The sequence below is a fragment of the Pseudomonas sp. NBRC 111138 genome, from assembly GCF_001320835.1.
GTDB classification, from domain to species: domain Bacteria; phylum Pseudomonadota; class Gammaproteobacteria; order Pseudomonadales; family Pseudomonadaceae; genus Aquipseudomonas; species Aquipseudomonas paracarnis.
The window spans coordinates 16,407-30,006 of record NZ_BCBO01000092.1 but is presented as its reverse complement, the minus strand read 5'-3'; the positions used below and the strand labels follow the sequence as shown (position 1 = coordinate 30,006).

The window sequence follows — 13,600 nt, the reverse complement described above, 5'->3', positions numbered from 1 at the left end:
AAAAGCGGAACCCTAAGTAGCCGTTACCGCAGGAATGGATATGTACACGGTCCAACTGTGTTGACTGTCAGGCCGCCACCGCAGGCAAGCCTGGTTCCACATTTTGACTGTGGGGTGTCAGGTAGATAGGTGTCGGCTTTCAGGCCGTCATCGCAGTCAAGCCAGCTCCCACAGTTGACCCCCCGAGCCCGAAGGATTTTACTTACTAAGACCTCAGGGCACCGGCGTCACATCAATACGATACGGCTCAAAAATCTTCAGCATCTGGCCACTGTCGCGCAGACGCTTGAGCAGTTCGGCAAACGCCGGACCAGTGATCGGTGCCTTGGGCCGCAACAACGCATAGTGGTGATACACCTGGTCAATACGCTCCGACACCAAAAACTGCCCCGCCATGTCTGCGTTGCGCACCATGAAATCACTCAGGTACGAACGGGTAACCAGTGCAATATCCGCACGCCCACGAGCAACCATCAGCAAATTACTGTCATGGGAATAGGTCAACGTCGCGTTGAAACGCTCGGCCATGTTCTTGGGATCGGGATTGAAGTCGGCAAAGGCATAGTGATACCCGCTGAATACCGCCAGGCGCTTACCGGTGAGGTCGGCGAAGTAGCTCTGGTCGCGCCCGGGTTGACGCTGGGCAACGAATATTTCCGCATCTTCCAGCCCCATATCAACACTGGTATGGGCAATATTCTGCCAACCCCAGGACGGGTTTTCGAAGATGGCCATGTCGACCCGGCCTTGCTCGAAGTCACGAAAACGCCGGGGGATCGAGGTAGGCACCACCACGAACTGGTAATCGGTTTGCGCAGCGTTCAACGCCTCGACCAATTGCGGCAGCAACCCGGTGTCGGCGCCTTGTTCAGGGCGTACGGTGTAGGGCGGAAAATGCGCCGCGCCGATTCTCACCAACTGCGCGGCACCGGCCTGCGTCCACGCGGCGGTGCCCAGTGCCCATAAAGTAAGTCCTGCAGCCAGCCGCCATGGCGAAAACATCGAGGCACGCACCGTTGAAGAGTTCAATGCCGATAAGCTAGGCGTTTTTACTGGGGGAGACAACTTTCGCCAGCAAATTAATAACTTGCGCCTCAGTCCGACTTCAGCACCATCAACAAGGCCTCTTCGGCCAACTCCTCAAGGGTCAGGCTGCCTTGGGCGCGAAACCAGGTGGTGGTCCAGGACAAGGCGCCAGTGAGGAAGCGCCGGGTGATAAACACATCGCCCCGGATGTAGCCAGCGGCCTTGGCCTCGCCCAGTACCTGCAACCAGATCTGCTCATACACGTCACGCAGGGCCAGCACGTGCGCCTGGCCTTCGGCCGACAGCGAGCGCCATTCGTAGACCAGCACCGCCATGGCCTCGCCACTGCCACCCATGATCGACTGCAACTCGCAGCGGATCAGCGCCAGCACGCGTTCGCGCACCGTGCTCGCCTCCTCCAGTGAAGCGCGCATCATCGCGGTGTTGTAATGGATGGTTTCCTCCATCACCGCACGCAATATCTCATCCTTGCTCTTGAAGTGATGAAAGATGCTGCCGGACTGGATGCCCACGGCGCTGGCCAGATCTCGCACAGTGGTGCGCTCGAACCCCTTGTTGCGAAACAGATGAGCTGCGGTTTGCAGCAACTTGCCGCGGGCGCTCTCGGGGTCGGTCAATTGGCCACCATCGACCATGGTGCGCATCACCCCCAGGGCTTTGTGCTCATCCATGCTGCTCTCCTTCACGTCTACTGTCGTCTTGGCCGGCAATTTAGGCCGTGACTGCCACCCAAGCAAGCGCTTGGGTAAAACTTGTGACTGGAGTTTACAAACCAAGCGCTTGCTTGGTAGTCTCGGCACCAGCCCTTGGAGGAAGGATTTCTCATGAGCAAGACGGTACGTATCGGCTGCGCCAGCGCCTTCTGGGGCGACACCTGCACCGCCGCCGCCCAATTGGTGCAGGGCGGTGCCTTGGATTACCTGGTGTTCGATTACCTGGCGGAAGTCACCATGTCGATCCTCGCCGGTGCCCGCCTGAAAGACCCCAAGGCCGGTTACGCCACGGATTTTGTCGAGGTGCTTACGCCCCTGCTGGCGGATATCCAGCGCCAGGGCATCCGAGTGATCAGCAATGCCGGCGGTATCAACCCCCAGGCCTGCGCCGCCGCCCTGCAAGCGGCCTGCGATAACGCCCACATCCCGCTGAAAATCGCCGTGTTGCTCGGCGATGACCTGCACCCTCAACTCAAACAGCTGCCGCCTGTCACCGACCTGTACAACGGCGCCCCGCTGCCGCCCCTGTGCGTGTCCGCCAACGCCTACCTCGGCGCACCGGGCATTGCCCAGGCATTGGGGCTCGGCGCCGATATTGTCATCACCGGCCGGGTGGTCGACAGCGCAGTGGTCAGCGCGGCACTGGTGCATGAATTCAATTGGTCATGGCAGGACTACGATCACCTGGCCCAGGCCGCCCTGGCCGGGCATATCATCGAATGCGGCGCCCAATGCACCGGCGGTAACTTCACCGACTGGCGTGACGTGCCCGACTACGAACACATCGGCTTCCCTATCGTCGAAGTCAGCGCCGACGGCCAGTTCACCGTCAACAAGGTCGAAGGCAGCGGCGGGCTGATCAGCGAACTCAGCGTGGCCGAACAACTGCTGTATGAAATCGGTGACCCGCGCGCCTATGTGCTGCCGGACGTGATCTGCGATTTCAGCCAGGTCAAACTGCAGCAACAAGGCAAACACGCGGTGCGCCTGCACGGCGCCAAGGGCCTGCCACCCACCGACCAGTACAAGGTCAGCGCCACCTACCCCGATGGCTTTCGCTGCACCGCCAGTTGCCTGCTCGCTGGCATCGACGCGGTGGCCAAGGCCGAGCGGGTCAGCCAGGCGCTCATCAACAAGACTTCGGAGCTGTTCAGCCAGCGCGGCTGGGCGCCCTACACCGACGTCAACATCGAACTGCTCGGCAGCGAAGCCACCTACGGCGCCCACGCCCGGCGTGCGGATTGCCGCGAAGTGGTGGTGAAGCTGGCGGTGCGGCATCCGAACAAGCAGGCGCTGGTGCTGTTCGCTCGCGAGATCGCCCAGGCGGCCACCGGCATGGCACCGGGGCTGACCGGCATTGTTGGCGGGCGGCCGACGGTGTATCCGCTGATTCGGCTGTTTTCGTTCCTGGTCGACAAATCATTGTGTAGCGTCGCCATCGAGTACCAAGGCCAACGTCATGCCGTCGAGCTGCCCGCCTCCGCGTCTCTGCTCACGCCGGCTGTGCCCATCGAGCCGGCCAAGCCGGAGGGCCGTGCCGACGCCAGCGTACCGCTGGTGAAACTCGCCGTGGCGCGCTCTGGTGACAAGGGCAACCACAGCAATATTGGCGTGATCGCCCGCCACCCCGACTACCTGCCGTGGATCGCCGAAGCCCTGACCCCGGAGGTGATCGTCGACTGGATGGACCACGTGCTCGACCCGATCCATGGCCGCGTCCAACGCTGGTACTTGCCCGGCAGCCACAGCCTGAATTTCCTGCTGGAGAATGCCCTGGGCGGCGGCGGTATCGCCAGCCTGCGCATCGATCCCCAAGGCAAGGCCTTCGCCCAGCAACTGCTGGAAATCCCCATCGCCGTGCCGCAACACATTGCCGATCAACTCACCTAAAGGACCGTCGCCGTGGCCTTCGACTCGATCTTCAAAGCCGACCTGTTCAAGGGGCAAACCGTGATTGTCACCGGAGGCGGCAGTGGCATTGGCCGCTGCACCGCCCATGAGCTGGCGGCCCTTGGTGCCTGCGTGATCCTGGTGGGGCGCAAGCCAGAAAAACTGCAGAAGGTCGCGGCGGAAATTGCTGAAGATGGCGGCGTCGCCCATTGGCATGCCTGTGACATTCGTGAGGAAGAGGCGGTGAAAGCGCTGGTCACGCAGATCCTGCACGACCACGGCCCCATCCATGGCCTGGTGAATAACGCGGGCGGCCAATACCCGTCGCCACTGGCGGCGATCAATCAGAAGGGCTTTGAAACCGTACTGCGCACCAACCTGGTGGGCGGTTTCCTGATGGCGCGGGAAGTGTTCAACCAGTCGATGAGCAAGCACGGGGGCGCGATCGTCAACATGCTCGCCGACATGTGGGGCGGCATGCCCGGCATGGGCCACTCCGGCGCGGCGCGCTCCGGCATGGACAACGTCACCAAGACCGCCGCGTTTGAGTGGGGCTATGCCGGGGTGCGCGTCAACGCCGTGGCGCCTGGCTGGATTGCCTCCAGCGGCATGGACACCTACGAAGGCGCGTTCAAGGCGGTGATTCCCACCCTGCGTGAGCATGTACCGCTCAAGCGCATCGGCACCGAGTCGGAAGTCAGCGCGGCCATCGTCTTCCTGCTCAGCCCGGCTGCGGCCTTTATCAGCGGTAGCACCCTGCGCATCGACGGCGCCGCCAGCCTGGGCAGCCGCGCATGGCCGCTGCACAAGGCGCAGGCGCCGAGCGAGCCATTCAACGGGTTCCACCGCGCCTACCTGCCGGATGTGCTCAAGGCGGAGCAATAACGCCATGCCAATCATTGAAACCATGATCGAGCCTAACAGCCCAGCGTTCGCGCAAAACCGCGAAGCCATGCTGGCGTCCATTGCCCAGCTACGCCAACTGGAACACACCCTGCTGGCCAAGGCCCAGGAAGCCAAGCCCAAGTTCGACAAGCGCGGCCAATTGCTGCCCCGTGAGCGCCTCAACCTGCTGCTGGACCCCGGCGCGCCTTTCCTGGAGCTGGCCAGTCTGGCCGGCTACAAACTCCACGACGACAAGGACGGTAGCGCCGCCGGTGGCGGGCTGATCGCTGGTATCGGCTATGTCAGCGGCGTGCGCATGCTGGTGGTGGCCAACAACAGCGCGATCAAAGGCGGCACCATTTCCCCCTCCGGGCTGAAAAAATCCCTGCGCCTGCAACAGATCGCCATGGAGAACAAACTGCCAGTGGTGACCCTCGCCGAAAGCGGCGGCGCCAACCTCAACTACGCAGCCGAGATTTTCGTCGAAGGCGCGCGCAGCTTTGCCAACCAGGCACGCATGTCCGCCATGGGCTTGCCGCAGATCACCGTGGTGCACGGCTCGGCCACGGCCGGCGGTGCGTATCAGCCGGGCCTCTCGGATTACGTGGTGGTGGTGCGCGGCAAGGCCAAGCTGTTCCTCGCCGGGCCACCGTTGCTCAAGGCCGCCACCGGCGAAGTCGCCACCGATGAAGAACTGGGGGGTGCGCAGATGCACGCGCAAACCGCAGGCACCGCTGAGTACCTGGCCCAAGACGATGCCGACGGCGTGCGCATCGTGCGTGAAATTGTGGGCCTGCTGCCCTGGAATGACCGCTTGCCGCACGCGCCCCCCCGCGCCTATCGCGAACCGCTGTACCCGATTGAAGAGCTGTTGGGGCTGATTCCCGATGACCCGAAAAAGCCCTATGACGTGCGCGAGATCCTGGCGCGCCTGGCCGACGGTTCCAACCTGCTGGAATTCAAAGGCGAGTTCGACCCCCACACCGTCTGCGCCCATCTGCATATCCAGGGGCGCGCCGTGGGAGTGATCGGCAATAACGGCCCCATCACCCCAAAGGGCGCGAGCAAGGCCGCGCAGTTTATCCAGCTGTGCGACCAGAGCCGTACGCCGCTGCTGTTCTTGCATAACACCACCGGCTTCATGGTGGGCACCGAGTCGGAACAGCAAGGGGTGATCAAGCACGGCGCGAAGATGATCCAGGCGGTGGCCAATGCCCGCGTGCCTAAACTCACCATCGTGGTCGGGGGTTCCTACGGTGCGGGCAACTACGCCATGTGCGGCCGCGGCCTGGACCCGCGCTTTATCTTCGCCTGGCCCAACAGCCGCACCGCGGTGATGGGCGGCGCACAAGCGGGCAAGGTGCTGCGCATTGTCACCGAGGCCAAGCAACTCAAGGACGGCCTGGTGCCCGACCCAAAGGTGCTCGACATGCTCGAACAGGTCACCGCGCAGAAGCTCGACAGCCAGTCCACCGCCCTCTACGGCAGCGCCAACCTGTGGGACGACGGGCTGATTGATCCACGGGACACCCGCACCTTGCTCGGATTTTTGCTGGATATCTGTCACGAAGCCGAACTGCGGCAACTGCAACCGAACACCTTCGGCGTGGCGCGCTGATCATTCCCACGCTCCACGTGGGTGATCGTTCCCACGCTCCACGTGGGTGATCGTTCCCACGCTCCGCGTGGGAATGCAAACCAGGACGCTCCGCGTCCCAACAGGGAGAACAATAAAAATGATCTTCACCCAGGAACACCAGGAACTGCGCCGCACCGTGCGCGCCTTCGTCGACCGCGAGATCAACCCGTACGTGGATGAATGGGAAAAAGCCGGGCGCTTCCCCATTCACGAAATCTTCCGCAAGGCCGGCGACCTCGGCCTGCTGGGCATCTCCAAACCGGAAAAATTCGGCGGCATGGGCCTGGACTACAGCTACTCCATTGTCGCCGCCGAAGAGTTCGGCACCATCCGCTGCGGCGGCATCCCCATGTCCATTGGTGTGCAGACCGATATGTGCACTCCGGCCCTGGCGCGCTTCGGCTCCGATGAACTGCGCGAAGAGTTCCTGCGCCCGGCCATCAGCGGCGAACAAGTGGGCTGCATCGGCGTCTCGGAAACCGGCGCCGGCTCCGACGTGGCCGGGCTCAAGACCCATGCGCGCAAGGACGGCGACGACTACGTGATCAATGGCAGCAAGATGTGGATCACCAATTCGCCCAGCGCTGACTTCATCTGCCTGCTGGCCAACACCTCGGACGACAAGCCGCACATCAACAAATCCCTGATCATGGTGCCGATGAACAGCCCCGGCATCAGCGTCAGTCCGCCGTTGGAAAAACTCGGCATGCACAGCTCCGAGACCGCCCAGGTGTTTTTCGACGGCGTGCGCGTACCGCAACGCAACCGCATCGGCCACGAAGGCGCGGGCTTCATGATGCAGATGTTGCAGTTCCAGGAGGAACGCCTGTTTGGCGCGGCCAATATGATCAAGGGCCTGGAGTACTGCATCGACAGCACCATCGAATACTGCAAGGAGCGCCAAACCTTCGGCAAGGCGTTGATCGACAACCAGGTGATCCACTTCCGCCTAGCGGAACTGGCCACCGAAATCGAATGCCTGCGCGCCTTGGTCTACCAGGCCACCGAGCAGTACATCAAGGGCCAGGACGTCACGCGGCTGGCCTCCATGGCCAAACTCAAGGCCGGGCGCCTGGGCCGTGAGGTCAGCGACAGCTGCCTGCAATATTGGGGCGGCATGGGCTTCATGTGGGACAACCCGGTGGCCCGCGCCTATCGCGACGTGCGCCTGGTGTCGATTGGCGGCGGTGCCGACGAAATCATGCTGGGCATCATCTGCAAACTGATGGGCACCCTGCCCGGTAAAAAGCCATGAGCACCTTGCTGCTAGAAGCCCACAACGGCGTGCTGCATATCACCCTCAACCGGCCCGAATGCCGCAATGCAATGAGCCTTGAAATGGTCAATGAGCTGCGCGCGGTACTGGCGCAGTTGGACAGCCAGGTGCGCGCCGTGGTGATCAGCGGCGCGGGCGGGCATTTTTGCGCGGGGGCCGATGTGAAGGATCTGGTCAGCGCGGGGGATCCACTGCAAGCGTTGAACCGCGCATTTGGCACCTTGCTGCAAGAGGTGCAGGCACTGACACCCGTGGTGATCGCGGTGCTGCAAGGCGCGGTGCTGGGCGGTGGGTTCGGGCTGGCGTGCGTGAGTGATATTGCGATTGCAGAGGGCCAGGCGCAGTTCGGCTTGCCCGAGACCCGCCTGGGCTTGTTGCCGGCGCAGATTGCGCCGTTTGTGGTCAAGCGTATTGGCCTTACTCACACGCGGCGCCTGGCGCTGACGGCGGCGCGGTTTGATGGGGTGGAGGCTGGGCGGCTGGGAGTGGTGCATTTTGTCGAGCACGACGCCCAGGCATTGGCGCAGCGGGTGGATGAGGTATTGGGGCAGGTGTTGCAGTGTGCGCCGGGGGCGAACGCACGGACTAAAGCGCTGTTGCTGGCCAGTGTGGATGAGCCCCTTGAGGCCGTGCTGGATCGCGGGGCGCAGTGGTTTGCCGAGGCGGTGAGGAGTGAAGAAGGGGTCGAGGGGACGCAGGCGTTTGTGCAGAAGCGAAAGCCGAGTTGGTCTCGATGACGCCATCGCAGGCAAGCCAGCTCCCACAGGGGGAGACATTTCAAATGTGGGAGCTGGCTTGCCTGCGAAGAAGCCCCAACACACGCCACATCCACCAAGGGATAACCCAATGCCCGCATTCACCAAGATCCTGATCGCCAACCGCGGTGAAATCGCCTGCCGCATCCAGCGCACTGCCCAGGCCCTCGGCTACCGCACCGTGGCCGTGTACAGCGACGCGGATACCGATGCCCTGCACGTGCAGATGGCCGACGAAGCCGTACACATCGGCCCGGCGCCCGTCCACCAGTCCTACCTGAACACAGAGGCCATCCTCGCCGCCGCCCAACTGACCGGCGCCGACGCCATTCACCCCGGCTACGGCTTCCTCTCGGAAAACCCCGACTTCGCCCGCGCCTGCCAGCAGGCCACGCTCACCTTCATCGGCCCCAGCGCCGAGGCGATCGAACTGATGGGCAGCAAACGCCTGTCCAAACTCGCCATGCTCGACGCCGGCGTACCTTGCATCGCCGGTTATCAAGGCAGTGCCCAGGACGATGCCACCCTGCAACGGGAAGCCGAACGCATCGGCTTCCCACTGATGATCAAGGCCAGCGCCGGTGGCGGTGGGCGTGGCATGCGCCTGGTGCACCAGCGCGAACAGCTGCTGGAGCAACTGCGCACCGCACGCTCGGAAGCCATGAATGCGTTCGGCAGCGACGAGCTGATCCTCGAACAGGCGCTGATCGACCCGCGCCACGTGGAAGTGCAGCTGTTCGGCGACAGCCATGGCAACCTCATTTACCTCGGCGAACGCGACTGTTCGATACAGCGCCGCCATCAGAAAGTCATTGAAGAAGCGCCCTGCCCCGTGATGACGCCCGATCTGCGCCAGGCCATGGGCGAAGCCGCGCTCAAGGCCGGGCGGGCGGTGAGCTATGTAGGTGCCGGCACCGTGGAGTTTCTGCTCGACCGCAACGGCCAGTTTTATTTCCTGGAAATGAACACGCGCCTGCAAGTCGAACACCCCGTCACCGAGATGATTACCGGCCTCGACCTGGTGGACTGGCAGTTGCAGATCGCCGCCGGCCAACCGCTGCCACTCACCCAATCACAGGTGACCCTGACCGGCCACGCCATGGAAGTACGCCTGTACGCCGAAGACCCGGCCCAGGGCTTCCTGCCGCAAACCGGTGACGTGTTGCGTTGGGAACCAGCCCCCGGCGTACGCATCGACCATGGATTGCTTGAAGGCCAAACCGTCAGCCCGTTCTACGACTCGATGCTGGGCAAGATCATCGCCCACGGCGCCAGCCGCGAAGAAGCCCGGCGAAAACTGCTGCGGGCCGTGGAAGACAGCGTATTGCTGGGCGTGGCGACCAACCAGCGTTTGCTCATCGACCTGCTCAAGCACCCGGACTTTATCAATGGCGACTTCAGCACGGGGTTGATCGCCGAACACTTCAGCGTCATCCCACAGCAGACGGCGACCGCTGAACAGCTCAAGCTGGCCGCCGCGCTGTTTTATCAACACAGCGCCAACCAGCACACCCAAACACTTGCGCGCTGGCGCAATACGGCGAGTGTCCCGGTAACGTACCGTCTGGAGGCCAACGGCCAACTCCACAGCGTCAGCGTTGACGACCTGCAACTCACCACCGACGGCCGCCACGCCAGCCTGGTCATCAAGGGGGTCCGCCGACGCATCGCTTATCACCTGGACGGCAACCGGCTATGGCTACCAGGGCTGACTGTCACAGACCGCACCCAGCAAGTCGCCAGCCGCCAGGCCGACGCCAGCAGCGGCACGGTCCAGGCGCCCATGGACGGCGCCATCGTCGATATACGGGTGTGCGTCGGTGAGACCGTCAGCAAAGGCCAACTGTTGCTGGTGCTCGAAGCGATGAAAATGGAGCACCCGTTGAAGGCCGGCATCGATGGCACCGTCAAGGAGATGCGCGTCATGACGGGCGACCAGGTGCGCAACCGTCAGGTTTTGCTGGAGATCGAATAACGCCCCTAGGCGGAACTACAGGGCCGGGCTACGCTCTATCCCCATCAGGAAGGGACGAGTACGGGAACCTGCACATGCCTCATTGGCTGATTATTGACCTTGAAGCCACAACGGATGACGGCGGCTGGCCCGTGACAGAGATGGAAGTCATCGAGATCGGCGCCAGCCTGGTCAACCGCCAGGGCCGCGAACTGGACCACTTCCAGCGCTTTGTGCGGCCCTTGCGCCGGCCGTTGCTGACACCCTTTTGCCGCAAACTCACCCATATCACCCAGGCCAATATCGACATGGCCGCGCCGATCACCGAGGTGTGGCCGCTGTTCGAGCGCTGGCTGGGCCAACATCAGCCACGCCTGGAAGGCTGGGCCAGTTGGGGTGACTATGATCGCGTGCAGCTTGAGCTGGAGTGGCAGCGCCATGGCCTCGCCAGCGCCTTGGGCGACACCCCGCATGTGAACCTCAAGCAACGCTTTGCCAAGGCCCGGCGCCTGGACAAGCCGCTGGGGCTCAATGGTGCGCTGCAATTGGCAGGAATGCAGTTCAATGGCCAGCAGCATCGCGCCCTGGAGGATGCACGCAACACCGCACGCCTGCTGCCGCTGATATTGCCGGTCTAGGCAGCGTCCACAGCCTTGGGCATACTGGCCAGCCAATTTCCTTTGTTGCTACCCACCTGCACCAACGAAATCCTGTGGCGAGCAAGCTTGCTTGCGCTGGGGTGCGAAGCGCCCCCAAAAAACGGGGACTGCTACGCAGTCAACGGGAGCAAGCTCCCTCGCCACAGAAGCCCGCGCCTGCAGTGATGAGCGTAAGCATCCATCTTTTCCGAGGATTCACCCATGTTCAAAGTCAACGAGTACTTCGACGGCACCGTCAAGTCGATCGCTTTCGGCACCGCAGAAGGGCCGGCGACCATCGGCGTGATGGCTCCGGGTGAATACGAATTCGGCACCGCCCAACGTGAAATCATGCACGTGGTCTCCGGCGCCCTGACCGTGAAGCTGCCCGACAGCAGCGACTGGGAAACCTTCGCTGCCGGCAGCCAGTTCAACGTACCGGCCAACAGCAAGTTCCAGTTGAAGGTTGCGGTGGACACCGCCTACCTGTGTGAATACCGCGGCTAAGCGGTACCCGGCACACAAAAAGCCCGTCTCCCACGAGACGGGCTTTTTTATTCCAGCACCGTTACCGGCATGCCGACTTCCAGGCGCCCGATGCCATCGTTGACCAGGTTCTGGCCGAACATCGCGCCCTTTTCGGTCTGGCGGTAGGTTTGCAGCGTCGCGAAAGGCTCGCGGTCGGGGCTGCGCTCACCGGTCTGGGGGTCGACTGTGGTGAGGATGCACCGCGAGCACGGCTTGACCACCCGAAACTCCACGTCGCCGATGCGCAAGCGCTTCCAGCCGTCTTCGGCGAAAGCCTCGGCGCCCTCGATGACCAGGTTGGGACGAAAACGCAGCATCTGCATCGGGCGGCCGATCTTTTCACACAAGTCGTCGAGGGAGCCCTGGCCGATCAACAGCAACGGGTAGCCGTCAGCGAAGCCGACCTTGTCGTCATCCTTGCCATACCCGGCTTCGGTGGTGCGCGCACGTTCCAGGGGCAGTTGCACCAGGCGCGTCGGCTTGCCAATGAATGCACTGACCCAGGCCGCGGCCTCATCGCCAGCATCCGGCACACGCAGGGTGTCGCGCCAGATGGTCACACCACGCAGTTCGCTGGCGCTGCCCGGCAATGCCACATCCAATGGCGCGTAGCCCGGCGAACTCAGGGTCAGGCCCCCGCTGCTGTTCCACAACGCCGAGAGCTGGCTCATCTTCGCCACGGCCCGTTGCGTCAGGAACCGCCCGCTGGCTTCATCCACCAGCATCCAGCGTCGATCCCCGTCCAACCCGAGTTTATCCAGGCCAATCTGCTGCAAGGCTTCGGCCTTGCCGGACTTCAAGGGGTAACGGTACAACGCGCTGAGACGCAGCATGGGCCTGCCTTCCTAGGAAACAAAGTGTCATCCTAAAGTCAGGCGGGCATTTCGTCCAACATCAGTCGCTGGCGTACCACGTCCACCAGCTTGTCCGGCTGGAATTTGGAGAGGAAATTGTCGCAGCCGACCTTCTTGACCATCGAGTCATTGAAGCTGCCCGACAGCGAGGTGTGCATCACCACGTACAGACCACGCAGGCGCGGGTCGTTGCGGATTTCGGTAGTGAGACGGTAGCCATCCATCTCGGGCATTTCGGCGTCGGTGAAGATCATCAGCAGTTTGTCGGTCATCACCTGGCCGCTGTCGGCCCAAGCCTTGAGCATGTTCAGTGCCTTGAGACCGTCGCTGGCGACGTGCATCTTCACGCCCAACTGGCCCAGGGTGTCACGCAACTGCGACAACGCCACGTTGGAATCATCCACCAGAAGCACTTCGCGGCCACGGGCACGCTCCAGCACCGGGTCTTCAAGTTTGTCCCGGGAGACCTTGGCGTTGTAGGGCACGATCTCGGCGAGGACTTTTTCCACGTCGATGATTTCCACCAGTTGCTCATCGACCTTGCTGATGGCGGTGAGGTAGTGCTGGCGACCGGCGCTGGTCGGCGGCGGCAGGATGGCTTCCCAGTTCATGTTGACGATGCGGTCGACGCCGCCCACCAGGAACGCCTGCACCGAGCGATTATATTCGGTGACGATAATGGTGCTGTTGGGGCCCGGCACCAAAGGACGCATGCCGATGGCCTGGGACAGATCGATCACCGGCAGGGTCTGGCCACGCAGGTTGACCACCCCACACACGAACGGGTGGCGCTGGGGCATCAGGGTCAGCTTGGGCAATTGCAGCACTTCCTGCACTTTGAACACGTTGATCGCGAACAACTGCCGTCCGAAGAGGCGGAACATGAGAATTTCCAGGCGATTCTCACCCACCAATTGCGTGCGTTGATCTACCGTGTCGAGAATGCCGGCCATTAAAAGCTCCTGGTGTACACGCCGCAGGCGCGTGAAAGGGTATGCAGCTGTATAAGCACGTTATCGGCGGCAAGCGCCGGACCTTGACCCCAATAAAATGCCATGTAAATCCATTGATGTCACACTGACATCATGCTTTACTGCTTGGGCCCTTGATGCTCTATCAAGCCGCCTTGCGCGACAGTCGAATTGACGTGCAGTTCCACCACATAGGGGATTCCCCTATACGCAATCAGGCCCAACCTGATATTCGCGATATCTAATAGCCATTAATGTGACGCCATTCTCATTGCATGAATGGAGTCAGGCTTTTGTTTGCCCACCCAAGCCCTTGGTCTACGGGCCTTTCAGGCACTCACGTATCGGCAACTGAAGTTGCGTCATCCCGCCTAACAGCGGTTAAAGGCGGCATTCGTGAGTTTTTCAATAAACGTCCTACTGGATTATCGGAAGCAACCTACACGCCCC

At 62.3% G+C, this 13,600-nt stretch carries 12 protein-coding genes; 8 read left to right on the top strand and 4 right to left on the bottom strand.

Features of this window, described 5'->3' with window-relative positions; translation table 11 throughout:
* Window positions 1-213 precede the first annotated feature (213 nt).
* Both APH41_RS17815 and APH41_RS17810 read right to left on the bottom strand, forming a co-directional pair.
* Window positions 214-1,002 (bottom strand): ABC transporter substrate-binding protein, encoded by a 789-nt coding sequence (locus APH41_RS17815; RefSeq protein ID WP_054920425.1) that lies wholly within the window; start codon window positions 1,000-1,002, stop codon window positions 214-216.
* Window positions 1,003-1,094: 92 nt separating this feature from the next.
* The gene (locus APH41_RS17810) at window positions 1,095-1,718 is read right to left on the bottom strand and encodes a TetR/AcrR family transcriptional regulator (protein ID WP_034126813.1); all 624 of its coding nucleotides are present in this window, start codon (window positions 1,716-1,718) and stop codon (window positions 1,095-1,097) included.
* Window positions 1,719-1,871: 153 nt separating this feature from the next.
* Here APH41_RS17810 and APH41_RS17805 point away from each other — a divergent pair, with 153 nt between their 5' ends.
* The 8 genes from APH41_RS17805 to APH41_RS17770 all read left to right on the top strand — a co-directional run bounded on the left by APH41_RS17805 (window position 1,872) and on the right by APH41_RS17770 (window position 11,304).
* Entirely contained in the window at window positions 1,872-3,650 is a 1,779-nt protein-coding gene (locus tag APH41_RS17805; protein WP_054920423.1) for an acyclic terpene utilization AtuA family protein, read from the top strand.
* 12 nt (window positions 3,651-3,662) lie between these two features.
* A complete protein-coding gene (locus APH41_RS17800; protein WP_034126811.1) occupies window positions 3,663-4,535 on the top strand; it encodes an SDR family oxidoreductase in 873 nt (290 codons plus the stop codon).
* Between the two features lie 4 nt (window positions 4,536-4,539).
* On the top strand, window positions 4,540-6,153 hold the full coding sequence (gene atuC / locus APH41_RS17795) for a geranyl-CoA carboxylase subunit beta (RefSeq protein WP_054920420.1): 1,614 nt from the start codon (window positions 4,540-4,542) through the stop codon (window positions 6,151-6,153).
* Between the two features lie 118 nt (window positions 6,154-6,271).
* Complete coding sequence (gene atuD / locus APH41_RS17790) at window positions 6,272-7,429, top strand: citronellyl-CoA dehydrogenase (protein WP_054896351.1); 1,158 nt, start codon at window positions 6,272-6,274, stop codon at window positions 7,427-7,429.
* Window positions 7,426-8,187 carry an enoyl-CoA hydratase/isomerase family protein gene (locus APH41_RS17785; RefSeq protein ID WP_054920418.1) on the top strand — a complete coding sequence of 254 codons (762 nt, stop codon included), beginning with the start codon at window positions 7,426-7,428 and terminating at the stop codon, window positions 8,185-8,187. The genes atuD and APH41_RS17785 overlap by 4 nt, the downstream gene beginning before the upstream one ends.
* Before the next feature lie 109 nt (window positions 8,188-8,296).
* Window positions 8,297-10,180, top strand: a complete 1,884-nt coding sequence (locus APH41_RS17780; protein ID WP_054920416.1) for an acetyl/propionyl/methylcrotonyl-CoA carboxylase subunit alpha — start codon at window positions 8,297-8,299, stop codon at window positions 10,178-10,180.
* Between the two features lie 74 nt (window positions 10,181-10,254).
* A complete protein-coding gene (locus APH41_RS17775; protein WP_019818536.1) occupies window positions 10,255-10,797 on the top strand; it encodes an exonuclease domain-containing protein in 543 nt (180 codons plus the stop codon).
* Window positions 10,798-11,019: 222 nt separating this feature from the next.
* Window positions 11,020-11,304 carry a pyrimidine/purine nucleoside phosphorylase gene (locus APH41_RS17770; RefSeq protein ID WP_003226701.1) on the top strand — a complete coding sequence of 95 codons (285 nt, stop codon included), beginning with the start codon at window positions 11,020-11,022 and terminating at the stop codon, window positions 11,302-11,304.
* Between the two features lie 47 nt (window positions 11,305-11,351).
* On the opposite strand, the gene APH41_RS17765 is transcribed toward APH41_RS17770, so the two are convergent.
* Window positions 11,352-12,158 (bottom strand): MOSC domain-containing protein, encoded by an 807-nt coding sequence (locus tag APH41_RS17765; protein ID WP_054920414.1) that lies wholly within the window; start codon window positions 12,156-12,158, stop codon window positions 11,352-11,354.
* A gap of 38 nt (window positions 12,159-12,196) precedes the next feature.
* On the bottom strand, window positions 12,197-13,132 hold the full coding sequence (locus tag APH41_RS17760) for a chemotaxis protein CheV (protein ID WP_034126805.1): 936 nt from the start codon (window positions 13,130-13,132) through the stop codon (window positions 12,197-12,199).
* Window positions 13,133-13,600: the final 468 nt, after the last annotated feature.